Below are 22,941 nucleotides of genomic sequence, written 5' to 3'. Positions count from 1 at the left end.
GCGAGGTTGTCAGTTCTTGAAGACGCGGTCCGTGATGGATTTCGATCCGCGGCCGATGGCGAGCAGTCCGGACTGGGCCATCTCCTTGATGCCGTAGGGCTCCAGAACCCGCAGCAGCGCCTCGGTCTTGCCGGTGTCTCCCGTCACCTCGATCACGAGGGCATCCGTCGCCACATCGACGACGCGAGCGCGGAACAGGTTCACCGCCTCCAGCACCTGCGAGCGGGTGGTGTGGTCCACGCGCACCTTGATGAGCAGGTGCTCGCGTTGCACGGACTGGTCGGGGTCCAGCTCGACGATCTTGATCACGTTGATGAGCTTGTTCAGCTGCTTGGTGACCTGCTCGAGCGGGGCATCCTCGACGTCCACCACGACGGTGATGCGCGACAGCCCCGGCACCTCGCTCACGCCGACGGCGAGCGAGGAGATGTTGAACCCGCGCCGCGAGAACAGCCCGGCGACCCTGGTGAGCAGACCCGCCTTGTCTTCGACGAGCAGCGACAGCACGTGTGTCGACATGGTTTACTCCTCTCCCCAGGTCGGTGCGTTGTCCTTGGCGTACTGCACGTTCGAGTTGCTGACCCCCTGCGGGACCATCGGCCACACCATCGCGTCACGACTGACGATGAAGTCGATGACGACCGGCCGGTCGTTCGTCTCCAGCGCGAGCTTGATGGCGTCGTCGATCTCCTCCTCTTTGGTGACGCGGATGCCAAGGGCACCGTATGCCTCCGCCAGCTTGAGGAAGTCGGGGATCATCGCCGTCTCGTGCCCGGTGTTGAGGTCGGTGAACGAGTGGCGGCCGTCGTAGAACAGCGTCTGCCACTGACGCACCATGCCGAGCGACGAGTTGTTGATGATCGCGACCTTGATCGGGATGTCGTTGATCGTGCAGGTGGCGAGCTCCTGATTGGTCATCTGGAAGCATCCGTCGCCGTCGATCGCCCACACGACGCGGTCCGGCTGCGACACCTTCGCGCCCATGGCCGCCGGCACGGCGTATCCCATCGTGCCCGCGCCACCCGAGTTGAGGAACGCATTCGGCCGCTCGTACTTGATGAACTGCGCGGTCCACATCTGGTGCTGTCCGACGCCGGCGACGTACACGCCTTCCGGTCCGGTGAGCTCCCCGATGCGCTGGATGATCGCCTGCGGCGACAGCAGCCCATCGCTGGTCGGCGTGTAGCCGAGCGGAAACTCAGTGCGCAGCCCGTCGAGCCTTGCCCACCAGTCGCTCAGATCGGGAGCACCGACCTCGGCGACCTCGTGCTCGTAGGCATTGGTCAGATCGGCGATGACGTCCTTGGCATCGCCGACGATCGGAACGTCGGCGTGCCTGATCTTGGAGATCTCGGCCGGGTCGACGTCGACGTGCACGATCTTCGCGTGCGGCGCGAACTCCGACACCTTGCCGGTCACCCGGTCGTCGAAGCGTGCACCGAGCGAGACGATGAGGTCGGCATCCTGCAGCGCCAGCACGGCCGCGACAGTGCCGTGCATGCCCGGCATGCCGAGGTGCTGCTTGTTGGAGTCCGGGAAAGCGCCGCGTGCCATCAGCGTGGTCACGACGGGAGCCCCCGTCGTCTCCGCCAGCACGAGGAGCTCGTCGGATGCCTGCGCCCGCACGACCCCGCCACCGACGTACAGCACCGGCTTCGACGCCTCCGCGAGGAGTCGTGCCGCAGCGTGCACCTGCTTGCCGTGCGCCTTGGTCACCGGGCGGTAGCCGGGCAGGTCGACGACAGGCGGCCAGGAGAACTCCATGAGGTTCTGCTGCGCGTCCTTGGTCACGTCCACGAGCACCGGACCGGGGCGGCCGGTCGAGGCGATGTGGTACGCGGCGGCGATCGTGGACGGGATGTCCGCGGCATCCCTCACGAGGAAGGAGTGCTTCGTGATGGGCATGGTGATGCCGACGATGTCGGCCTCCTGGAAGGCGTCCGTCCCCATGAGGGTCGAGAACACCTGCCCGGTGATGAACAGGGTGGGCACCGAGTCCATGTGCGCGTCGGCGATTGCCGTGACGAGGTTGGTTGCGCCGGGACCGGAGGTGGCGATGGCGACGCCGACGCCGCGGCTCGCCGTTGCGTAGCCCTCGGCGGCGTGGCCGGCGCCCTGTTCATGGCGCACCAGGATGTGCCTGATGGCGTCCTGAGCCATGAGCTCGTCGTAGAACGGGATGACGGCGCCGCCCGGGATGCCGAAGACATCCTTGACGCCGAGGTGGGCGAGGGACCGCAGGATGGCGGCCGACCCGGTGATGAGGTCTGATCTGTGTGGATTGGCTGGCGTGGCCGAAGTGCCATCGGCCCCGGCAGCACGCGCTGCCGAAGCCGGCACGGCTCTGGGATCCGTTGTCATGGGGGACGATTTTCCTTCGAATGCGTCGATGAGGAACTGATGAGACGCGAGTTACCCCGTGACCGCGCCCTCCGCAGCGGAGTGCACGAGCTTGGAGTACTTCGCGAGAACGCCACGGGTATAGCGCGGAGGAAGAGGCTCCCAGCCTTCCCGGCGGGAGGCCAGCTCGGACTCGTCGACAAGTAGGTCGAGCGAGCGAGCAGCGATATCGACCCGTATCAGATCACCATCGCGCACGAATGCAATGGGACCAGCGTCCACTGCTTCGGGTGCTATGTGGCCGATGCACAGGCCGGTTGTGCCGCCTGAGAATCGTCCGTCTGTCAAGAGTAGTACATCCTTGCCGAGGCCCGCGCCCTTGATGGCGGCGGTGATCGCGAGCATCTCGCGCATGCCGGGGCCGCCCTTCGGTCCCTCGTAGCGGATCACCACGACGTCGCCGTGATCGATCTCGCCGCGGGTCAGCGCATCCATGGCCTCCCGCTCCCGCTCGAACACGCGGGCCGGGCCCTCGAAGACCGCTGCGTCGAAACCGGCCGTCTTCACGACCGCGCCGTCGGGAGCGAAGGAGCCCTTGAGGATGGTGAGACCACCTGTCGGGTGCAGCGGGTTGTCGAGCGTGTGCAGCACCTCGCCGTCGAGCGGCTCGGGGTTGATCTCGGCGAGGTTTTCCGCAACGGTCTTGCCGGTCACGGTGATGCAGTCGCCGTGCAGCAGCCCGGCGTCGAGCAGCGCCTTCATCAGCACCGGGATGCCGCCGTGCCGGTCGACGTCGTTCATCACGTACTTGCCGAACGGCTTCATGTCCGCGATGTGCGGCACCTTGTCGCCGATGCGGTTGAAGTCGTCGAGCGTGAGCTCGACCTCGGCCTCGCTGGCGATCGCCAGCAGGTGCAGCACGACGTTGGTCGAGCCGCCGAGCGCCATGGCGACGGTGATGGCGTTCTCGAACGCCTTCTTGGTGAGGATGTCGCGTGCGGTGAGCCCCGTGCGCAGCATGTTGACGACGGCCTCGCCCGAGCGGTGGGCGTAGTAGTCGCGGCGACGGTCGGCCGAGGGCGGCGCAGCGGATCCCGGGTAGCTCATGCCGAGCGCTTCGGCGACGGACGCCATGGTGTTCGCCGTGTACATGCCACCGCAGGCGCCCTCGCCAGGGGCGATCGCGCACTCGATGCGCTTGAGATCCTCGAGGCTCATGGTGCCGGCCTTGCAGGCACCGACCGCCTCGAACGAGTCGATGATCGTGACGTCCTTCTCGGTGCCGTCGCTGAGCTTGACCCATCCGGGAGCGATCGAACCGGCGTACAGGAAGACGGATGCCAGATCGAGCCGAGCCGCGGCCATGAGCATGCCGGGGATCGACTTGTCGCAGCCGGCGAGCAGCACGGATCCGTCCAGCCGCTCGGCCATCATCACGGTTTCGACGGAGTCGCAGATGACCTCACGGGAGACGAGTGAGAAGTGCATGCCCTCGTGGCCCATGGAGATGCCGTCGGAGACCGAGACGGTGCCGAACTCGAGCGGGTATCCGCCGCCGGAGTGCACGCCCTCCTTCGCCGCCTGGGCGAGCCGGTCGAGGGAGAGGTTGCAGGGCGTGATCTCGTTCCACGAGCTCGCGATGCCGATCTGGGGCTTGTCCCAGTCCTCGTCGCCCATGCCGACAGCCCGGAGCATCCCGCGGCTGGTGGTGGCTTCGATCCCGTCGGTGACGACGCGGCTGCGCGGTTTGATGTCGATCTCTGGCATGCCCTCGAGTCTAGGACCGCGCTGTACCCGCTCCCGACGGATGCTTGGTGCCCTCAGTACCAGGTCCGGCGAGCCGCCGACTCGTGCGGTGAACCGTGAAGTCGTCGTGCGGCGTCGGACGGCCGCGGCGAGGTGGGAGCGGGGCCGTCGGCAGATCCGCTGTCCGTTGGCGCGGCCCGTTCAGCGCCGCCTGGTCAGCGCCGCCCGTTCTGCGCAGGCCGTTCAGCGCAGGCCGTTCAGCGCAGGCCGTTCAGCGCAGGCCGTTCAGGACGCCGGATGCCGCGCCCACCGCCGCCGCCTCGACGAGCGTCAGATCCGCGCCTCTGTCCAGGCTGCGGAACCCGGCGTCCACGATCGCGAAGACGACGGATGCCGCCACCCGGCCACGGGCGACATCGCCGTCCAGCGCCTCGACGCACGCGGCCAGAATGGATTCCCGCAGCTCGTCGTGCGCAGCGTCCATCTTCTGCGTGCGCTCGGGTGCCGGCGCCGAACGGGCCGCCCCCATCAGCCAGCCGTGCGCGGTGCCGGATGCCAGCCGCAGGTTCGCACGCACCCACGCGGCGACGCGTGCTGCAGGGTCCGGCGCCTCGTCCGTGGCCTTCCGGACGGCGGCCATCCAGTCGGGCAGATGCCGCGCGACGACCAGCGCGCGGAGGTCCTCGATGCTGTCCACGTACCGATAGATGCTGTTGCGGGCGATGCCTGCTGCCTTGCTCACCGCACTCGCCGTCAGCCGATCGGGTTCGCCGGACTGCAGGATCTCATCGGCCGCCGTCACGAGGCGGTCCTGCATGCGTGCCCTGTGCTCGGCCACCGTCGGTGCATCGATCTTGGGCACGGGACCTCCGGCTATGCGACACCATGTCGCCAACTTGACGACACCCTGTCGCCGAGCCTACGCTGCGACGTTTTGCGACGCCCCGTCCCGAACATGCTTCGGCGCGCACTGCCCCTCCAGGCCGCGCGTTCAGCCCTTCGCCCGTTGCGCGGCGAGGAGCTGCAGCAGGTCGGCCACGGCATCCGGGTCCGCGACGCGGAAGGCCGCGCGGGTCTCCCCCGGCCCGACCTTCACAGCGACATCATCGGGCCCGAGGACCGCGAAGCCGTCCTCGTCTGTCACGTCGTCACCGGCGTAGAGGACTCCCGTCGCGCCGACGTGCTCGCGCAGCCGCTCGATGCCGTCGCCCTTGGTGGCGTCGCGCACCGCGAACTCCAGGATGTCCTTGCCCGCCCGCTCGAGGAATCCCCCTCCGACGGCGTCGGCGGCTGCACGCGCATCCGCTGCGGCCGCGCGAGCGGCATCCGCGGGAAGGCCCCGCGTGTGCAGGCCGAGTCCGACCGGTTTGTGCTCGACCTTGGAGCCCGGCGTGCCGGCCACGATGCGCTCGAGTTCGGCGGCGAGCGCATCGAGACGGGAGCGTTCCTCGTCGGTGAGCCCGACATCCACCGCGCCACCGCTCAGACGCACCTCGACTCCGTGCGAGGCGATCAGGAGTGCCGAGTCGTCGGCCTCCGTCACGCGGACCAGCCCGGCCAGCGGACGCCCAGAGACGAAGGCGACCCAGGTGTCTTCCAGCCGTTCGAGTGCGTCGAGTGCGCTGCGCGCCGCTGGGAGCACTCGCGAGTCTGCCGGGTTGTCGACGAGGGGGCTCACCGTGCCGTCGAAGTCGAGTGCGACGAGGAGCCGCGGCGTCTGTGCGAGCCGGCCGACGGCATCCGTCAGATCCCCGGCAAGGGAGGAGTCGCCGGCGCTCATCGGTTATCGAACGCCGCGTCGTCTCGTGGCGCGGAGTCCGGCCGTTCCTGCGGACCTTGCACAGACCCGGCGGCCGGCCTTTCGTGAGTGCCGAAATCGTCGTCGTTCGCCACGTGCGTGAGTGCATCGAAGAACGTGGCAGACCAGCGCTGCACATCGTGTGTCAGCACGCGTTTGCGAAGGGTGCGCATGCGACGGCTGCGTTCGCGCGACGGCATGGCAACGGCACGCAGCATGGCCTCCTTCAGCCCCTCGATGTCGTGCGGATTCACCAGCAATGCCTGTTTGAGCTCGTCGGACGCGCCGGTGAACTCGCTCAGCACGAGCACGCCGTCGTTGTCGATGCGGCTGGCGACGTACTCCTTGGCGACGAGGTTCATGCCGTCGCGCAGAGCCGTGACGAGCATGACGTCGGCGGCCAGGTAGAGCGCCACCATCTCTTCGCGCGGATAGCCCTGGTGCAGGTAGCTGATCGCCGTGTGGCTGATGGTGGAGTAGTCGCCGTTGATGCGGCTCACCGTGAGCTCCACCTCGTCGCGCAACTGCTTGTACGTCTCGACGCGCTCGCGCGACGGGCTGGCCACCTGAACGAGAGTGAGATCGTCGACGTCGACCGACTTGTCTCGCAGCAGCTCCCCGTACGCCTTGAGGCGGTGCCGGATGCCCTTGGTGTAGTCGAGCCGGTCGACCCCGAGCATGATCGTGGTCGGATTGCCCAGCTCCTCGCGGATCTGCTTGGCCCGCGCCCGGATGTCAGGGCGCGACGCGAGCTCCTGGTAATGCTGAGCATCGATCGAGATGGGGAACTGCTTCGCCAGCACGGTGCGCACGCGTGTGCCGCGACGGTTCGTCTTGACGTGGCGGTGGCCGACGGCTTCGCCGTCCGCCAGCGGGACGTCGATGATCGACCCGCGCGTCTCGTACCCGAGCAACCGGCGCACGGCGCGGGCGAAGTTCCCGGCATCCGCCAGACGCTGGAATCCGATCACGTCGGCACCCAGCAGGCCCTCGACGACCTGCTTGCGCCACGGCAGCTGCGCGTAGATGCCGTATGCCGGGAACGGAATGTGGTTGAAGAATCCGATCACGAGGTCGGGCCGGGCATCCCGCAGCATCTTCGGCACGAGCTGCAACTGGTAGTCGTGGACCCAGACGACAGCGCCGGGTGCTGCGCTCGCGATGGCGGCATCCGCGAACCGGCGGTTCACCTGCACGTACGAGTCCCACCACTCGCGGTGGAAGCTCGGAGGGGCGATGACGTCGTGGTACAGCGGCCAGAGCGTGTCGTTCGAGAACCCCTCGTAGTAGTACTCGACGTCCTGTGCGCTGAGCGACACGGGGAGGATGTCGATGCCGTCGGCCCTGAACGGCTCGAAGTGCGCATCGGGGATGCCGACCCAGCCGATCCAGACGCCGTCCTCGCGCTTCATGACGGGCTCGAGTGCCGCGACGAGGCCGCCGGGAGAGGGACGCCAGACGGCATCCGTGCCCTCGCCCGACACGTGATCGACCGGGAGCCTGTTGGACACGATCACGAGATCGAACTGCCGGGAATCGGACGGAGGATGCGGGTCGTTGCCGCGGGATGCGGACCCGTCGCGCTCTTGTTTCGGCAGAATGACCGCCTCCTGAGGGGGTGCGTGCTCGACGTCTCCTCACGTTACCAGCCGGCCATCGGAGTCATGGGCGGAGGGTCACATGACGACACCGCATGTTCACGCTCGCCGCCTAGCGTCGCAGACGATGATCGCGATCGGTATGAGCACCTCCTGCGTCTACCCGCACGGCACGCGGACCGCGTTCGAGACCGCCGCCCGGCTCGGCTTCGACGGCATCGAGATCATGGTCACGCGCGACCCCGGCACGAGGGATGCCGGCGCCCTTCGTGCGCTGTCCGCCCGCTACAGTGTGCCGATCCTGTCGATCCACGCTCCCGTGCTGTTCTTCACCCAGCTTGTCTGGGGGCTGGACCACGTGCACAAGCTCGAGAGATCGGCCCGCCTCGCACAGGAGGTGGGGGCCCCGACAGTCGTGGTGCATCCGCCGTTCCGGTGGCAGGGGGACTACGCCCGTTCGTTCACGACGGTGATCCGCGAGCTCGGCGACAGGACGGGTGTGGACCTCGCGGTCGAGAACATGTTCCCGTGGAACGTGGCCGGCCGCAGGCGTGCCGTGTACTCGCCTGGCTGGGATCCGGTGACGATCGATTGCGACTCGGCCACCCTCGACTTCTCGCACGCGGCTCTCGCCGGCAGGGACGGCCTCGAGCTCGCGCGCCGGCTCGATGACCGGCTCCGCCACGTGCACCTCTGCGACGGGACAACGTCGGTCTTCGACGGCGGCGTGTTCGACGAGCACCTCGTGCCTGGCGACGGTACTCAACCCGTGGAGGCGGTGCTGCGAATGCTCGCCGAGCGCGACTGGCACGGCTCCGTCGTCGCCGAGGTGGCGTCGCACGGCCGCGGCGACGGCGAGCGCGCCGAGCGTCTGGCGCGCACGCTCGGGTTCGCACGCGCACACACGCGTATCCCTGTGTACGGTGAAGACGAACCGGAGGGGGCGGCATGCGCAAGTACCTGCTCAATTGGAGTGTCGTCAGCACGGCGCTCGGCGTGATCGCCGTGATCCAGGCGACACGGAACGGCCCGCGAGACTGGCGACTCCTGCTGGCCTGGGCCGGATGGGCGCTGTCCCTCGCCGTGGCGATCACGTCGGTGCACGACCGGTCGAAGGAACTCGAGACGATCGAGAGAGACGCGGACTTCTAGCCCATCCGTCGACGTCGGCCTCCGCAGGCCCCCTACGACGCTCGCTCGCGCTACCCCTCGTCCGAGGGCGGCGTGTCCTTTGGATCTCGAGCCGGGCATCCGCCACACTGTGAGGGCGTGGCACGCCCGCACGCACGAAGGAGTCCCATCATGTTCGGTCGTCGGAGGCATGCCGCAGCGCCGGCGGCCCCCACGCTCCCGGCTGCACCTGCCGTGGTCGTCCTCCCCCGTCTCGCCGACGAGCAGATCTTCGAACTCGTGCACACCCGCATCGCAGCGGCGATAGGCGAAGGCGGCGAGTGGGTCGTTCGCCGACGCACCGAGGATGACACCGACGAACTCTTCCGCACCGTGCTCGCGCACCAGGTGGCGCTCGACGTCACCGCGGCACTGCGCAGCGCGCAGCTGCAGCTCGAGGCAGGCGAACAGCTGACGGTTCCCACCCGCACGGGCGCCACCCCTCTCGTCACCGGTTCGCACCCGTCGACCGCATCGGCACCGGCCGACGTCGAGACCGCAGCCTCGGCGTCGTCGGAGACCACGCTCGATTCCGGAGCGGATGTCGCGCCGACGCCCTCTCCCGAAGACGTCACGGCGGTCGAGTCGGCCGTCGATCCGGAGCACGCTCCCGCCCACCGCACCGACGAGCCGGAGGCCGACGACGACGCGGTGCTGGACGAGGACGCGATCGCCCTGCAATGGGAGCCGGCGCCGATCACCGTGTGGACAGACCTCAAGCGCCCGGTCACCGGTCCGATCGCCATCCAGCACGCGAACCGCGAGCTCGTCCGCTGACCTGGCTTCCTGGCCGAGGGCGCTCGTCGTCGATCCGGTCGACTGACCGGGTCCGCTGATCCGATCGACGGTCGGCTTCCCCGGATCGATTCGCCCCCTGACGCAGGCCCATCTCAGGTGCGCAGCAGTGCGCGCAGCGTCTGGATCGTGTCCGCCTCCGTCGCGGTCTTGTCGTCGCGATACCGTTTGACCCTGGCGAACCGCAGCGCAACCCCACCCGGATACCGCGAGGACGCCTGCACCCCGTCGATCGCGATCTCCACCACGATCACCGGCTCGACCCACACCGTGCCCGCCGTGCGTCGCACCGCGATCTGTTGGAACGTCTCGGTCTGCCACCGGAGCAGTTCGTCGGTCAGACCCTTGAAGGTCTTGCCCACCATGACGAAGCCGCCGGGCTCACCGAACTCGCCGAGCGGATCCAGGGCCCCCAGGTGCAGGTTGGACAGCCACCCTTGTCGGCGTCCGGATCCCCACTCGCACGCGAGCACCACGAGGTCATAGGTGTGAACGGGCTTCACCTTCACCCAGCCGGACCCACGGCGCCCCGCCGTGTACGGCGATCCGATCGCCTTGACGACCACGCCCTCGTGTCCGGCAGCCAGTGCTTCGTCCGACAGGGCCTCCGCCTCGGTTACGTCATCCGTGACCACGCCAGGCACGACGAGTCCGGGAGCGATGCGCTCCAGGAGCGGACGGCGGACCGAGAGCGGCTCGTCGAGCAGGTTGCGGCCGTCGAGATGGAGCACGTCGAAAAAGCGCGGTTTCAGCAGCGACTCGCGTGCGGCATCCGCTCCGAATCGGGACATCGTCTCCTGGAACGGACGCGGTGCCCCTTCCTCGTCGAGCGTGAGGGTCTCGCCGTCGAGGATGACCTCGCGCACGGACAGCCCGCGAACCGCCTCCACCACCTCTGGCACCCGGTGGGTGATGTCCGCGAGGCTGCGCGTGTACACGCCGACGTCGTCGCCGTGGCGGTGCACCTGGATGCGTGCGCCGTCCAGCTTGTACTCGACGGATGCCTCGCCGGTCGTCCCCAGTGCCTCCGACACCGTCGCGGCGGACGCGGCGAGCATCGGGCGCACAGGCCTGCCGACCTCGAGCCCGACCCGCTCGAGCGCGCTCACGCCCCCGGAGAGCGCCAGCGCCGCTGTGGCACCGAGGTCGCCCGACAGCATCACCGCCCGTCGGACCACCTCGCCGGGCGCATCCGCCGCCTTCGCGACGGAGTCGATGAGCACCCCTTCGAGCGCGCCTGTGCGCATCTCCCCCAGCAGTGCCCGCACGATGAAGTCCTGTTCGTCGGCAGTCGCCTCGCGCATCAGCTCGCGGAGCACCGCGGTGCGGAGGGCCGCCGATCCGCTGCCCTCCGCGGCGGCGAGCCGGTCGAGCGACCCGTCGACGCTCGCAACGGTCAGTGACGGTGCGCCGGCAGGATCGCCCATGATGCCGGAGACGGACCGCCACCCCACACCGAGCCTGCCCTGGCGCGGCGAACCGAGCAGGAGGCCGACAGCCGGCACGACCTCGTCGGGCGCGAGCCGCCTCAGCAGACCGGCCAGGGCATCCACCTTGGCCAGGCGCGATCGCGTGGCGGCGACCTCGCCGGCCACCGCGACGAGCTCGTTCAGCAGCACTCCGACAGCCTCCCGCTCGCCACCGACATCTCGCGGCCAAACGGCTCGCCGCAGTCCGGCGTTGTGCCACGATCCAGCGGCTTCCCGCGCTCGACTGACATCACCGGATCAGCAGGTCACGGGATGGCCGGCCAGCTCTCCGGCCCCTCGGAACCTGCCGCGTAGTCGTCGAGCGGCACGTCGCCGGCACGCCAGGCGCCGAGCACCGGTGCGACGATCCGCCAGCACTCCACGGCGGTGTCGCCGCGCACCGAGAGCGATGGATCGCCGTCGAGCAGGCCGGCCAGCACCTCGCCGTACGCGAGCAGGCCGCCAGGGCCGAAGTCGACGTGCATGTCGCTGCGCGAGAGGTACTTCGGGTTGCCAGGACCGTTGGTGTTGAGCTCGAGGACCATCTCGTCTGGCCCCAGCTTGATCCGCAGCCTGGTCGGATGCGCCGCCCCGCGCAGTCCCGTCGGCAGGCGTTGCGCGTCGCGGAACGTGATCACGATCTCGTGCCGCACCGTGCCGATCGCCTTCCCCGACCGCAGCGTAAAGGGGACGCCCGCCCAGCGCCAGTTGTCGACGGTGAAGGTCACCTGGGCGAGGGTCTCGGTCTCCAACTCGGGATCCACGCCCTCCTCGTCCACGTAGGACGGCAGGATCCGTCCGTCGATCCTGCCCTTCGTGTACCGTCCGCGATGACTCGACGCGACGGCGTCGTCGCCCCACACCTTCGTGGCGCGGAGCACGAGTCCCTTGGAGTCGCGGAGGTCCGCGGCGCTCATGGTCGCAGGCGGCTCCATCGCCGTGACTGCCAGCACCTGCAGCAGGTGGCTCTGGATCATGTCCACGAGTGCCCCTGCGTGGTCGTAGTAGCCGGCGCGCGACTCGAGCCCGAGCTGTTCGTCGAACACGATGTCGACCCTCGCCACGTGCTCTGCGTTCCAGAGCGGCTCGAAGATCCGATTCGCGAACCTCAGCCCGAACAGGTTCTGCACCGTCGAGTTGCCCAGGAAGTGGTCGATGCGGTGCACCTGGTCCTCGGGGACCAGGGCGGCCAGGCGGCGGTTCAGGGCTGACGCATTGCGGACATCCGTTCCGAACGGCTTCTCCAGCGCCAGACGGATGCCGTCCGGCAGCTCCACCTTCGTCAGCGCGGCGCACACCTCCTTGGTGACCGCCGGCGGCAACGCGAAGTACAAGGCGGGAGTGCCCTCCGCCTCGTCGAGCAGTGCCTTCAGGTCGTCCGGCTTGGTGACGTCCGTCGTCACGTAGCGCGTCGAGGCGAGCAGCTCCTCGACAGCAGGACCGGACGCCTTCTCGGTCGCGAAGGAGGTGCGCACGATGTGCCGCCAATGGGCGGCGGTCCACTTCTGCGAGCCGGCACCCAGCAGAGTGACCCGGCGGTTCTCCTCGTGCGTGAGCAGCTGCCCGAGCGCGGGGAGAAGAAGGCGAGCGGTGAGATCTCCGCTCGCCCCGAGGATGATCAGAGTCTGAACTGCCTCAGCCATGTTCCCCACGCTACCTGCGAGGATGACGGAATGGCGTTGGCGATCGAGGACTATGCACTCATCAGCGACTGTTATACCGGCGCTCTCGTCGGCAAGGACGGAAGCATCGACTGGTTGTGCATGCCGCGCTACGACTCCGCATCCATCTTCGGCGCTCTGCTGGGCACGGAGGATCACGGGCGCTGGCTGCTGGCTCCGACGGATCCCGAAGCGACCGCCGAGCGCCACTATCAGGGCGAATCGTTCGTACTGGTCACGACGTGGACGACTCCCACCGGTGTCGTCGAAGTCGTCGATGCGATGCCGCGCAGCGACCACACCGCGAACATCGTGCGGCGCATCCGCTGCGTCTCCGGATCCGTCGAACTGCACGTGGACCTGCGCATGAGGTTCAGCTACGCCTCGACGGTGCCGTGGGTGCAGCAGCTGCACGATGCGACCCACACGCTGCAGGCCGTCGCCGGTCCGGATGCGCTGGTCATTCGCGGTGTCGAGCTCACGGCATCCGATCACGCGCACGAGGCGGTCTTCACCGTGCACGAGGGCGAGACGATCGACCACTCGCTCGCGTGGTACCCGTCTCACAAACCGCTGCCGGCGCCGGTGAGCGGGAGCGTCGGCATCCGCGCGACGGAGAAGTGGTGGAACGACTGGGCCTCGACTTTCACACATCGCGGATCGTATTCGTCGGAGGTGCTGCGCTCGCTGCTCGTGCTGCGTGCCCTCACCCACGCGGACACCGGCGGTGTCGCGGCCGCTGCGACGACCTCTTTGCCCGAACACTTCGGCGGCACGCGCAACTGGGACTACCGCTACGTGTGGCTGCGGGATGCCTCGCAGACGCTGAGCGCGCTCCTCGCGCACGGCTACAAGGAAGAGGTCGACCACTGGCGATGGTGGCTGCTGCGGGCGATCGCCGGCGACCCGGCCGACGTGCAGATCATGTACGGACTCGCGGGCGAGCGGTTCCTGCCGGAGTACGAGATCGACTCGCTGCCCGGTTACCACGGCGCCTCCCCCGTGCGTGTCGGGAACGCGGCAGCGAAGCAGTTCCAGGCCGACGTGATCGGCGAGGTGATGATCGCCCTCCACGACGCAAGGCTGGTAGGCCTCGAAGAGAACGCCTTCTCCTGGTCGCTGCAGCGCGCACTGATGACGCGACTGGATCAGGTGGGACGTCGTCCCGACCAGGGGATCTGGGAGATCCGGGGCCCGGCACGCGACTTTACGCACTCCAGGGTGATGGTGTGGGCCGCGTACGACCGCGCCGTCCGCGGAGCGGAGGAATTCGGCCTCGACGGTCCGGTGGACGAGTGGCGCCGGCGACGCCTGTCGCTGCGCCGCGAGATCGAGCGCCACGGATACGACCCCAGACGCAACACCTTCACCCAGCACTTCCAGACGGCCGAGGTCGACGCCTCCCTGCTGCAGCTGACACAGGTGGGATTCGTGGCGCCGGACGATCCGCGGATGCTCGGAACCGTCCGCGCGATCGAGCAGGATCTCCTGAACCACGGCTTCCTGATGCGCTACCGCTCGAGCGCCGACGTCGACGGCCTGCCGGCCGGCGAGTATCCGTTCCTCGCGTGCTCGTTCTGGCTCGTCGAGCAGTACGCCCGCTCCGGACGCATCGACGCCGCCCACGAGCTCATGCAGCGTCTGTGCGGCATCGCCAACGATGTCGGGCTCATCAGCGAGGAGTACTCCCCCGTGTCGGGCAGGCAGGCCGGGAACACTCCGCAGGCGCTCTCACACCTGGCGCTCGTCCGGGCGGCCGATGCGATCGCACGCGCCGAGGGGTATGGCGAAGCCCTGGTCGGTGGCGGATCCCCCTCCCGGCAGCTCGGACAGGACGACGACTGACCACCGGCGCGTGGACCGCGTCGCCTCCTGTGCCCTGAACAGGCGCGCCGACTAAGATATCTCGGTGCCCGATTCCCCTGTCGTCCCCGCGTATCGCGACCCGCACGACTACGACCACCGGCACTCCGACGTGTCGGGCGGATGGCTGCGCGCCGCGGTCTTCGGCGCGATGGACGGGCTCGTCACGAACATCGCCCTGATCGCCGGCATCGGCGCGGCGGGTGCTCCGCGCGGCACGATCATCCTCGCCGGGCTCGCAGGGCTCGTCGCCGGTGCATTCTCGATGGCGCTCGGCGAATACGCCTCGGTGACCACGCAGAACGAGCAGGTCGACAAGGAGGCCGCGGTCGAGCGCAGCGCCCTCGACCGCAATCCGGTCGGCGAGATGCAGGAGCTCTCTGTCACGTTCCGCGACATGGGCATGTCGGAGGAGACGGCGGCGAAAGCCGCGGCAGAGGTGCACGACAACCCCGATCGCGCCCTTCGCGTGCACGTCACGCATGAGCTCGGCATCGATCCGGATGCCAAGCCGTCGCCCTGGATCGCCGGGATCTCGTCGTTCGTGATGTTCTCGATCGGCGCGATCGTTCCGCTGCTGTCGTTCCTCTTCGGATCGTCCGAACTCTGGCTCGGGCTCGCGATCGGCGGGCTCGGCCTCATCGTCGCCGGCGGCCTCGCCGCCTACTTCACAGGCAAGGCGTGGTGGCGCGGCGCACTCCGACAGCTCCTTTTCGGTGCGGTAGCCGTTGCCGCCACCTACCTGGTCGGCCGTCTGCTGGGCGTTGACGCGGCCTGACGCACTGAGCTTGGGGCTCAGCCCTGCAACGACGCGACGAAGTCCGCAACAGTCACGACAGTCGCCTGCTTCGGGAAGACCTTCTGCGTGAGCACCCGATGCACCTCGTCGTCCGAGTCGAAGCAGCCGTCTTCGAGCACGACCAGGCGATAGTCACGATCCGCTGCGTCGCGCAAGGTGCTGAGCACCACGCCGCTCGTTGCGATCCCGGTCAGTACCAGCGTGTCGATCCCCCGCTCGCGCAGCTGGGCATCGAGATCCGTCGTGCCGATCGCGCCCACTCGGCGCTTGCGCACGACGAGCTCGCCGTCCGCGGGGGCGATCCGCGGGTCGACCTGGGTGTGCGGGGCGTCGGCATCCATCCGCCCGGATGCGCCGGCGGCGTGGAACCGCACGTTGGTCTCCGGCACCTCGGCCGCCTCGTCTCCCGTGAGCGCGACCCGAACGTACGCGATGGTGAGCCCGGCATCGCGGGCCGCTGCCCGCGCGGAGAGAAGGCGCCCGATGAACGCCTCGGCGTCGGGCAGGCTCTGGGTGATGGAGGGCTGCAGATCCATGATCAGCAGCGCGGTGGAACTCGGGTCGAGGTTCAGTTCTGGCACGGCGTGGAACGTTACCACCGCCGCTTGTGACGACTGCGGTGGATGGTGCCGAGGCACACGAATCGCTCGACCGCGGGCATCCGCGCTGCTACGGTCGAGGGATGCTGCGCTTCGGGCTCCTCCTCCTTCGTCGCCACGACGGGGCCTGATCTGCGACCGGCCTCCCGTCGTGGGGGCCCGGCGTGCCGGTCGATCCGACCATCTGAAAAGGATCAACGATCATGTCCGGCACCACTTTTCCCACCATCTCCACGCCCTCCGGTCCCGTGCCCGCCGACGCGGCGCCGTGGAATCGACAGCGTCGCTCCCAGATGCCGTCGCATCGCTACACGCACGTCTACGACCGCGTCCCGGTTCCCCTCACGCAACGTGAATGGCCGTCGCGCCGCCTCGAACGAGCGCCGCTCTGGGTCCCGGTCGACCTGCGCGACGGCAACCAGGCGCTCTCCGAGCCCATGGACTCCGCCCGCAAGCGACGGTTCTTCGAGCTGCTCGTCGCCATGGGGTACAAGGAGATCGAGGTGGGCTATCCATCCGCCTCGCAGACAGACTTCGACTTCGTGCGGCTCATCGCCGACACGGCCGAGGCCGGCGAGCCGATCGCTCCCGACGACGTCACCATCGTCGTCTTCACGCCGGCACGTCGTGAGCTGATCACGCGCACCGTCGAGTCTGTGCAGGGCATCCCGAATCCGGTCGTCATCCACATGTACACGGCGACGGCACCGACGTGGCGTGGCGTGGTGCTCGGTCAGGATCGCCAGGCGCTCAAGCGGGTGATCCTGGGCGGCGCTGCTGACATCCTCCGACTCACCGGAGACGCGCCCAACGTGAGGTACGAGTTCTCGCCCGAGGTGTTCAACCTCACCGAGCCCGACTACGTGCTGGAGGTGTGCGACGAGATCACGCACTTCTGGGATGCGACGCCGCAGCGTCCGGTCATCCTCAACCTGCCCGCCACGGTCGAGGTCGCCACACCCAACGTGTACGCCGACCAGATCGAGTACATGCACCTGAATCTCGCGCGACGGGACGCGGTGATCCTGTCTGTGCATCCGCACAACGACCGGGGCACCGGGATCGCGTGCGCCGAACTGGCCGTGCTGGCCGGTGCGCAGCGCGTCGAGGGTTGCGTCTTCGGCAACGGCGAGCGCACCGGCAACGTCGACATCGCCACGCTCGCGCTCAACCTGCACGCGCAGGGCATCGATCCGATGATCGACTTCGGCGACATCGACGAGATCCGCCGCACCGTCGAGCACTGTACCCGGATGCCCGTGCACGACCGTCATCCGTACGTCGGCGACCTCGTGCACACGGCCTTCAGCGGGACGCATCAGGATGCCATCCGCAAGGGTTTCGCTGAGCACCGCGCGCGGGCTTCCGCCACCGGTGTGCCCGAGTCCGAGCTCGACTGGCGTGTGCCCTATCTGCCGATCGACCCCGCGGATATCGGACGAAGCTACGACGCCGTCATCCGCGTGAACTCGCAGAGCGGCAAGGGTGGCATCGCGTACCTGCTCGAGACCGAGTACGGCCTCTCACTGCCTCGCCGCATGCAGATCGACTTCGCGCGGCACGTGCAGCAGCACGCAGACGACACGGGCGACGAGGTGACGGCGGAGCAGCTGTGGCGGCTGTTCCAGGACGCCTACCTGCAGGACGCCGATGCTTCCGCGGCGCTCGAGCTGGTCGCCCTCGATGTCATCGAGGAGGCCCTCGCCGACAGTAGGAACGTCGCGTGCATGCGCGTGACGCTGCACGTGGACGGAGCCGAGCACGTCAGTGAGCACGTGGGTGGGGAACCGGTGGAGGCGATCGCGCAGGCGCTGGCCACGCGGGGCATCCGGCTCGATGTGCTGTCCCTGGTGCAGACGTCCGTGGCGGCGGGAAACGACGCAGATGCCGTTACTCTGGTGGAATTCCGCGGTGCCGGCGGCCCTCGATGGATCGCCGGACGCGGCCGCTCGGTGCCCGACTCGACCGCGGCGGCCGTGATGGCTGCCGCTCGTGTGCTGCGACACGAGGCGGAGCTCAGCGTGGTCTGAGAGGGGACGCCGATGTCTGCACGACCGGCAGGGAACTACGGGATCGACGCACCCGGAGTGCCCTGGGGGTGGGGCATCGCCACCGTTGTGTCGCCGATCGCCGCGGTCGTGTTCGCGGTGATCGGCGCCGCGGCCTGGCTGCCCGTGTACTTCGCGGTGCTCGCGGTGATCGCCGCGGTTGGCACATTCTTCTACCTTCGTTCCACGCTCGTCGGCAAATTCGAGGTGTGGCGGCGCGTGATCACCGCGCTGCACCTGCGCGGGGATGAGCAGGTGCTCGACCTGGGATGCGGGCATGCGACCGTCTCGGTGCTGCTCGCCGAGCGGTTGCCGAACGGTCGCGTGACCGGGATCGACCTGTGGCGCAGCGTCGACCAGTCCGGCAATTCGGCCGAGGCCGCGCAGCGCAACGCGCAGGCGAACGGCGTGGATGCTCGCATCTCCCTCGACACGGGTGACATGACCGCGCTCCCCTACCCTGCCGCTTCGTTCGACCTCGTGACGGCGAGTCTCGCGATCCACAACGTCCGCACGGCCGACGGGCGCCGCACCGCGGTGCTCGAGGCCGTGCGGGTGCTCAAGCCGGGAGGGCGGCTGGTGATCGTGGACATCGAGAAGGTGCGCGAATACGTCACCGTCGTGTCGGATGCCGGGCTCGCGGTGGCGGTGAACCGCGGCCTCGGCTGGCGCATGTGGTGGACCGGGCCTTGGTTTCCGACGCGGCTGCTGATCGCGACGAGGCCCGCGGCCTAGAGCGTGCGGCGAGTGCACCTCACGGCACGCCCGGAGCCCCGGGTCGATTCGACCTGACCGCAAAGTGGATGCTATCGTTGAGCCTCGGTTCGGAAGTTCCCTGGGAACGCCGGATCACGCACCTCTAGCTCAATCGGCAGAGCAACTGACTCTTAATCAGTGGGTTCAGGGTTCAAGTCCCTGGGGGTGCACCACAACCGGATCCCTTGGTCGGAAGTCATTCCGACCAAGGGATCCATGGTTTTCGCGGGATACCAAACGGCCGTGCCCGTGGGCAGGAAACCACGCCTCATTCGACCACCTGCTGGACCACGCCGGTCTCGACAGCGTCGTCGCTGCTCCATCCCATCACTCGGCACGCGAGGTTCCAGCGCACGGATTCCAGTGCTCCGCGCTTCAGCGCGCGCGGGGCTTCTCGCTCGATGGCGGCTCGCGCATCCGCTTCGGCATGGTGGAGGGAGACGTGAACGGTCGTGCCCGCCGGCTCGGTGAGCGTGAGCACCCACTGCTCCACCGCGTCGCCGGCGGCGAGTCGTCGGCGCACATCGATCAGAGATCCGGCGTCGACGCCGAGGTGCTGGATCGCGTCGTCTCGATCGCGGGCGAGGCCGAGCCAGACGAGGCGAGCGAGGACGGCGCCGTCGCCTGTGCCGAGCTGCGAGGCGACGCCGGTGAGCGTCTCCCGTCCGCTTGTCCACGCTGCAGCCAGCACGGCGTCTTCCTCGGCACCCCAGAACACCCGGCCGGCGCGCTTGTGCATCTCGCGGGCCAGCGGCACCCAGTCCTGCTCCGACTCACCGGAGATGAGTGCCCGTAGTCCGTCGAGCCCTTTGCCGGGAAGCTCCGCTTCCGGATCCATCGCCCTGAGGGTCGTCAGCAGCCTGCTGCACACGGATGACACTGCCGAAGCGGTCCGGCCGAGCCGTTCGCTCAGCTCCTCGTCGTCGAGGCCCTCGTACAAGGCATCGAAGAGCTGCCGGTACGCGGCTTCGTCCCACGGCCTGCTCGCCTGTTCTTCCGCCACCGTCGTCCTTCCGCCAGTCTCGTCAACGACATTGTTCCCTGGGATGTCGGGAATCGTCCGCCGAAGGTACTGCCTGTGGACGAAGCTCGCACGAAGGGCGATGTGGATGACTCGGACGAGGACGCCACGACTGCCGCTCGAGACGCTTCCGGCTACCGCTTGCGCACCCGGTACGTCAGATGCGTCGCCCTCGCGGACGCCTCTGAGCTGACCTGCTCCAGGGCGATCCGTCCTGCGTCCACATTCTCGAAGAGCCGGATCCCTGATCCGAACAGCACCGGCGACAACGCGACCGAGAACTCGTCGACCAGGCCGGCGTTCAGGTATTCCACGATGGTCGCGCCACCGCCGGAGACCCGCACATCCCGGTCCCCTGCGGCGTCACGGGCCCGATCGAGCGCGGACCGGATGCCGTCCCCCACGAAGTGGAACGTGGTCCCGCCCGGCCGCACCCACGGATCCCGCCGCTCGTGCGTCACGACGAAGACCGGCGTGTGGAACGGTGCCTCGTCGGGCCACGCGTGCTCGCCCGCGTCGAACATGCGCTTGCCCATGATGCTCGCGCCCGTGCGTTCGAACGTCGCTCTGGCGACGTCGTTGTCGAGACCTTCGTCGCCTCCCGCTCCGAGCTGCAGACTCTCGCGCATGAACCTCGTGGGGAAGATCCAGTGCTGCAGCTCCATCCACTGCTGCCCCATCAGCTCCTCGGGGGATTCGGGTGCGATGAAGCCGTCGAGCGACATCGAAACGGAGAAGAACACTGTGCCGGCCATCAGGCATCGCCTTCTTTCAACAGGGTCTCGGTGATGTATGCGGCCAGCTTGTCCAGCGTCTGCTGCCCGGCCTCGATGGCGCGGAACTGCTCCGCCGCCTCGTCGCGAAGCTGCTTGGTGGGGAACACGGTGCGCATCTGAAGGTGCGTCCCTGCTCCGTCGGTCTCGAACGTCAGGACGGACTCGAAGGCGTCCGGGTCATCGCGGAACTCGCCGTGCAGCATCGTGATGCGCTCCGGGTCCGCGATCTCGGTCCAGAGGATCCACTCCGGGTAGTCCGTGCCGTCCGGCCCGTGCTGCACGAAGATCCACTCGCCTCCGACCCGGAACTCGAAGGATCGCGTTGTCGTGGTGAATCCCGCCGGCCCCCACCACTGCGACAAGTGCCGCACGTCGGTGAACGCTTCGAACACGAGCTCGCGCGCAGCGGCTATCCGTCTCGAGATCACGATCTCCCTGTCGGACGTCGCGGATGTCGGTGCCGCGCGTTCCGTGTGATTCATTCGCCACTCTCCCGTCGTTGCCGCTCGAGGTCTCGCACGTAGGCATCCAGCCGGTCGAAGCTCTCGTTCCAGAACCGCTCGAATCCCCCGGTCCACTCATGCACGGTCCGGAGGCCTCCTGCATCGAGTCCGTACACGCGTTGCTTGCCCGCCTTGCGATCACGCACCAGCCCGACCTCCCTCAGCACCCGAAGGTGCTTCGAGACGCCGGGTTGCGGCATCCCCAGGTCCTGCGCCAGCTCGGTGACCGGTCGTTCGCCATCGCGCAGCAGGACGAGGATGTCGCGACGCCGCGGCTCGGCGATCGCGTTGAAGACGTCCGAGGTCGTCGCTGCCCGTGCCATGGAACGATCATATACCCATATGGATATGTGTTGCGATCGGGATCGCGGGTCGGCCGGAAATATCACGCGGTCACCCGGATCACGTCATCCTCTTTCCGCGACGCGCACGACGGCGTCGCGGGCCTCGCTAGGCTTGCGCAGGTGACCGATCACGCCGCCGATCTCGCCCTCGCCCTGCGTCTCGCCGACGCCGCCGACGCCATCTCCGGCACGCGTTTCCGCGCGAACGACCTGCACATCACCACGAAGCCGGACCGCACCCACGTCACGGATGCCGACCAGGCAGTCGAGCGCGCCATCCGCGAGCTCCTGACGGCCGAGCGTCCCGACGACGCGGTGCTCGGCGAGGAATACGGGACATCCGGCGAGGACGGGCGATCGGCTCACCGCATCTGGATCATCGATCCGATCGACGGCACGCACAGCTTCGAACGCGGTCTGCCCATGTGGGGCACGCTCATCGCGTTGGTCGTCGACGGAGAACCTGTCGTCGGCGTCGCAAGTTCACCGGCGCTCGGCAAGCGGTGGTGGGCGTCGACCGGAGAAGGCGCCTGGATGTCGGAGGGCGGCGGCCAGCCGTCACGGCTACGGGTGTCCGGCATCCGGAGGCTCGCGGATGCCGCGATCAGCTACCAGAGCATCCAGCAGTGGGATCACGCTGGGCACCTCGACCACCTCATCGAGCTGACTCGCACGGTGTGGCGCGACCGGGCGTACGGGGATGTCTGGGCGTACACGCTGCTCGCGGAGGGCCTCATCGAGGTGGTCGCCGAATTCCGGCTGCACCCCTACGACATCGCGGCGCTCATCCCGATCGTGCAGGAGGCGGGGGGTCGCCTGACCGCTGCCGGCGGCGGTCCGGCGCTCTGGGACGGCAGCGCGGTCGCGACCAATGGCGCCGTCCACGACGAGTTGCTTCAGCTGCTCGGCCGCTGACCCCGGCGGCGTAACCGTTCATCCGGCTGCGCCCGCCGGGCACGCGTCGGTCCTCGCCTGAGCTCTTGTGAGCGCGAGCCGCGGTACTTCCCTGCGCTTCGCTGCGGCGATTCCACTACCGGCACGGCCACGGCGCAGTCGCAGATCGTCAGCCGAATCCGCCGGCACACGGGTCCGTCCGACGGGACGATTCGCGGTGCTCTGCTGTCAACAGAACGGGGCGCTCACGCGGGGCGATCGAGAGCGTCCGAGCCGCCCGCCGACCCTTGTCAGAGCGCAATTCTAGAGGTACATTCTAGGAATTCTTACGAAGCCACTCGTTCATCTACGTCGCGACAACGCGTGGTGGCCTCGTCTCAACGGTGAGAGGAGCGACGATGGCGAGCGTCACCTTCGTCCTGCAGGACGGCACGGAACGAGCGGTGGAGGCCGAGGTCGGCTGGAAGCTCATGGAAGTGGCCGTCAACGAGTCCATCCCCGGCATCTATGGGGACTGCGGCGGCGAAGCGCAGTGCGCGACGTGCCACGTGCATGTCGAACCGCAATGGCGTGAGGTCACGGGGCAGCGCAATCCCACCGAGGAGGCCATGCTCAACAACGCCTTCGACGTCACCGACGCCAGCCGGCTGTCGTGCCAGATCATCGTGGACGACGCCATGGACGGCCTGATCGTCGAGGTCGTCGACAGCTGATCGCCGCGCGTCGCGCGGGTGCCCTGCCTCGCGATGCCCGTCGCACTC

General features: G+C 68.4%; 22 protein-coding genes and 1 tRNA gene. 10 read left to right on the top strand and 13 right to left on the bottom strand.

Annotated elements, in window-relative coordinates:
• Positions 1-9 precede the first annotated feature (9 nt).
• The 6 genes from ilvN to ACX9R5_RS10695 form a co-directional block, all read right to left on the bottom strand.
• Positions 10-519, bottom strand: a complete 510-nt coding sequence (gene ilvN / locus ACX9R5_RS10720; RefSeq protein ID WP_170024247.1) for an acetolactate synthase small subunit — start codon at positions 517-519, stop codon at positions 10-12.
• A gap of 3 nt (positions 520-522) precedes the next feature.
• Positions 523-2,361, bottom strand: a complete 1,839-nt coding sequence (locus ACX9R5_RS10715; protein ID WP_459408957.1) for an acetolactate synthase large subunit — start codon at positions 2,359-2,361, stop codon at positions 523-525.
• Positions 2,362-2,412: 51 nt separating this feature from the next.
• On the bottom strand, positions 2,413-4,107 hold the full coding sequence (gene ilvD, locus ACX9R5_RS10710; RefSeq protein ID WP_459408956.1) for a dihydroxy-acid dehydratase: 1,695 nt from the start codon (positions 4,105-4,107) through the stop codon (positions 2,413-2,415).
• Between the two features lie 250 nt (positions 4,108-4,357).
• Complete coding sequence (locus tag ACX9R5_RS10705) at positions 4,358-4,948, bottom strand: TetR/AcrR family transcriptional regulator (protein ID WP_459408955.1); 591 nt, start codon at positions 4,946-4,948, stop codon at positions 4,358-4,360.
• 129 nt (positions 4,949-5,077) lie between these two features.
• Positions 5,078-5,866 (bottom strand): trehalose-phosphatase, encoded by a 789-nt coding sequence (gene otsB / locus ACX9R5_RS10700; protein ID WP_459408954.1) that lies wholly within the window; start codon positions 5,864-5,866, stop codon positions 5,078-5,080.
• Entirely contained in the window at positions 5,863-7,395 is a 1,533-nt protein-coding gene (locus ACX9R5_RS10695; protein WP_459408953.1) for an alpha,alpha-trehalose-phosphate synthase (UDP-forming), read from the bottom strand. Before ACX9R5_RS10695 ends, otsB begins: the two co-directional genes overlap by 4 nt.
• Before the next feature lie 214 nt (positions 7,396-7,609).
• Between ACX9R5_RS10695 and ACX9R5_RS10690 the strand changes: the two genes are divergently transcribed.
• The 3 genes from ACX9R5_RS10690 to ACX9R5_RS10680 all read left to right on the top strand — a co-directional run bounded on the left by ACX9R5_RS10690 (position 7,610) and on the right by ACX9R5_RS10680 (position 9,429).
• The gene (locus ACX9R5_RS10690; RefSeq protein ID WP_459408952.1) at positions 7,610-8,482 is read left to right on the top strand and encodes a sugar phosphate isomerase/epimerase family protein; all 873 of its coding nucleotides are present in this window, start codon (positions 7,610-7,612) and stop codon (positions 8,480-8,482) included.
• Positions 8,431-8,634, top strand: coding sequence for a hypothetical protein (locus ACX9R5_RS10685; protein ID WP_459408951.1), 204 nt, complete (start codon positions 8,431-8,433; stop codon positions 8,632-8,634). Before ACX9R5_RS10690 ends, ACX9R5_RS10685 begins: the two co-directional genes overlap by 52 nt.
• Positions 8,635-8,784: 150 nt before the next feature.
• Positions 8,785-9,429 carry a hypothetical protein gene (locus ACX9R5_RS10680; RefSeq protein WP_459408950.1) on the top strand — a complete coding sequence of 215 codons (645 nt, stop codon included), beginning with the start codon at positions 8,785-8,787 and terminating at the stop codon, positions 9,427-9,429.
• A 113-nt stretch (positions 9,430-9,542) separates the two neighbouring features.
• Here the strand turns inward: ACX9R5_RS10680 and ACX9R5_RS10675 are convergent, their stop codons facing one another.
• Positions 9,543-11,066 carry an ATP-dependent DNA ligase gene (locus ACX9R5_RS10675; protein WP_459408949.1) on the bottom strand — a complete coding sequence of 508 codons (1,524 nt, stop codon included), beginning with the start codon at positions 11,064-11,066 and terminating at the stop codon, positions 9,543-9,545.
• Positions 11,067-11,182: 116 nt separating this feature from the next.
• Positions 11,183-12,559, bottom strand: coding sequence for a glucose-6-phosphate dehydrogenase (locus ACX9R5_RS10670; RefSeq protein WP_459408948.1), 1,377 nt, complete (start codon positions 12,557-12,559; stop codon positions 11,183-11,185).
• 30 nt (positions 12,560-12,589) lie between these two features.
• Between ACX9R5_RS10670 and ACX9R5_RS10665 the strand changes: the two genes are divergently transcribed.
• Positions 12,590-14,422: a glycoside hydrolase family 15 protein gene (locus ACX9R5_RS10665; RefSeq protein ID WP_459408947.1), complete on the top strand. Its 1,833-nt coding sequence runs from the start codon at positions 12,590-12,592 to the stop codon at positions 14,420-14,422.
• 64 nt (positions 14,423-14,486) lie between these two features.
• On the top strand, positions 14,487-15,218 hold the full coding sequence (locus ACX9R5_RS10660) for a VIT1/CCC1 transporter family protein (RefSeq protein WP_459408946.1): 732 nt from the start codon (positions 14,487-14,489) through the stop codon (positions 15,216-15,218).
• A 17-nt stretch (positions 15,219-15,235) separates the two neighbouring features.
• On the opposite strand, the gene ACX9R5_RS10655 is transcribed toward ACX9R5_RS10660, so the two are convergent.
• Complete coding sequence (locus ACX9R5_RS10655; RefSeq protein ID WP_459408945.1) at positions 15,236-15,820, bottom strand: cysteine hydrolase family protein; 585 nt, start codon at positions 15,818-15,820, stop codon at positions 15,236-15,238.
• 221 nt (positions 15,821-16,041) lie between these two features.
• On the opposite strand from ACX9R5_RS10655, the gene ACX9R5_RS10650 reads away from it, so the two are divergent.
• The 3 genes from ACX9R5_RS10650 (at position 16,042) to ACX9R5_RS10640 (ending at position 18,815) form a co-directional block, all read left to right on the top strand.
• Entirely contained in the window at positions 16,042-17,868 is a 1,827-nt protein-coding gene (locus ACX9R5_RS10650; RefSeq protein WP_459408944.1) for a 2-isopropylmalate synthase, read from the top strand.
• Positions 17,869-17,880: 12 nt separating this feature from the next.
• The gene (locus ACX9R5_RS10645) at positions 17,881-18,621 is read left to right on the top strand and encodes a class I SAM-dependent methyltransferase (RefSeq protein ID WP_459408943.1); all 741 of its coding nucleotides are present in this window, start codon (positions 17,881-17,883) and stop codon (positions 18,619-18,621) included.
• Positions 18,622-18,739: 118 nt separating this feature from the next.
• A tRNA-Lys gene (locus tag ACX9R5_RS10640) sits at positions 18,740-18,815 on the top strand.
• A 95-nt stretch (positions 18,816-18,910) separates the two neighbouring features.
• Here the strand turns inward: ACX9R5_RS10640 and ACX9R5_RS10635 are convergent.
• The 4 genes from ACX9R5_RS10635 to ACX9R5_RS10620 all read right to left on the bottom strand — a co-directional run bounded on the left by ACX9R5_RS10635 (position 18,911) and on the right by ACX9R5_RS10620 (position 21,265).
• Positions 18,911-19,645 carry a hypothetical protein gene (locus ACX9R5_RS10635; RefSeq protein ID WP_459408942.1) on the bottom strand — a complete coding sequence of 245 codons (735 nt, stop codon included), beginning with the start codon at positions 19,643-19,645 and terminating at the stop codon, positions 18,911-18,913.
• 152 nt (positions 19,646-19,797) lie between these two features.
• Positions 19,798-20,418, bottom strand: a complete 621-nt coding sequence (locus ACX9R5_RS10630; protein ID WP_459408941.1) for a dihydrofolate reductase family protein — start codon at positions 20,416-20,418, stop codon at positions 19,798-19,800.
• Complete coding sequence (locus ACX9R5_RS10625) at positions 20,418-20,921, bottom strand: SRPBCC family protein (protein ID WP_459408940.1); 504 nt, start codon at positions 20,919-20,921, stop codon at positions 20,418-20,420. Before ACX9R5_RS10625 ends, ACX9R5_RS10630 begins: the two co-directional genes overlap by 1 nt.
• Entirely contained in the window at positions 20,918-21,265 is a 348-nt protein-coding gene (locus tag ACX9R5_RS10620) for an ArsR/SmtB family transcription factor (protein ID WP_459408939.1), read from the bottom strand. Before ACX9R5_RS10620 ends, ACX9R5_RS10625 begins: the two co-directional genes overlap by 4 nt.
• A gap of 141 nt (positions 21,266-21,406) precedes the next feature.
• Between ACX9R5_RS10620 and ACX9R5_RS10615 the strand changes: the two genes are divergently transcribed.
• Complete coding sequence (locus tag ACX9R5_RS10615) at positions 21,407-22,201, top strand: inositol monophosphatase family protein (RefSeq protein WP_459408938.1); 795 nt, start codon at positions 21,407-21,409, stop codon at positions 22,199-22,201.
• 377 nt (positions 22,202-22,578) lie between these two features.
• Positions 22,579-22,893 (top strand): 2Fe-2S iron-sulfur cluster-binding protein, encoded by a 315-nt coding sequence (locus tag ACX9R5_RS10610; protein WP_459408937.1) that lies wholly within the window; start codon positions 22,579-22,581, stop codon positions 22,891-22,893.
• Positions 22,894-22,941 lie beyond the last annotated feature (48 nt).

The sequence above is a fragment of the Rathayibacter sp. CAU 1779 genome (assembly GCF_054551755.1).
Note: the sequence above shows the minus strand (reverse complement) of the source record. Positions and strands in the feature narration are given on the sequence as shown.

Coding starts and splice junctions, on each gene's coding strand:
- ilvN (WP_170024247.1), bottom strand. CDS start 519: ATGTCGACACACGTGCTGTCGCTGCTCGTCGAAGACAAGGCGGGTCTG.
- ACX9R5_RS10715 (WP_459408957.1), bottom strand. CDS start 2,361: ATGACAACGGATCCCAGAGCCGTGCCGGCTTCGGCAGCGCGTGCTGCC.
- ilvD (WP_459408956.1), bottom strand. CDS start 4,107: ATGCCAGAGATCGACATCAAACCGCGCAGCCGCGTCGTCACCGACGGG.
- otsB (WP_459408954.1), bottom strand. CDS start 5,866: ATGAGCGCCGGCGACTCCTCCCTTGCCGGGGATCTGACGGATGCCGTC.
- ACX9R5_RS10690 (WP_459408952.1), top strand. CDS start 7,610: ATGATCGCGATCGGTATGAGCACCTCCTGCGTCTACCCGCACGGCACG.
- ACX9R5_RS10685 (WP_459408951.1), top strand. CDS start 8,431: ATGCGCAAGTACCTGCTCAATTGGAGTGTCGTCAGCACGGCGCTCGGC.
- ACX9R5_RS10680 (WP_459408950.1), top strand. CDS start 8,785: ATGTTCGGTCGTCGGAGGCATGCCGCAGCGCCGGCGGCCCCCACGCTC.
- ACX9R5_RS10670 (WP_459408948.1), bottom strand. CDS start 12,559: ATGGCTGAGGCAGTTCAGACTCTGATCATCCTCGGGGCGAGCGGAGAT.
- ACX9R5_RS10665 (WP_459408947.1), top strand. CDS start 12,590: ATGGCGTTGGCGATCGAGGACTATGCACTCATCAGCGACTGTTATACC.
- ACX9R5_RS10650 (WP_459408944.1), top strand. CDS start 16,042: ATGTCCGGCACCACTTTTCCCACCATCTCCACGCCCTCCGGTCCCGTG.
- ACX9R5_RS10645 (WP_459408943.1), top strand. CDS start 17,881: ATGTCTGCACGACCGGCAGGGAACTACGGGATCGACGCACCCGGAGTG.
- ACX9R5_RS10630 (WP_459408941.1), bottom strand. CDS start 20,418: ATGGCCGGCACAGTGTTCTTCTCCGTTTCGATGTCGCTCGACGGCTTC.
- ACX9R5_RS10625 (WP_459408940.1), bottom strand. CDS start 20,921: ATGAATCACACGGAACGCGCGGCACCGACATCCGCGACGTCCGACAGG.
- ACX9R5_RS10620 (WP_459408939.1), bottom strand. CDS start 21,265: ATGGCACGGGCAGCGACGACCTCGGACGTCTTCAACGCGATCGCCGAG.
- ACX9R5_RS10610 (WP_459408937.1), top strand. CDS start 22,579: ATGGCGAGCGTCACCTTCGTCCTGCAGGACGGCACGGAACGAGCGGTG.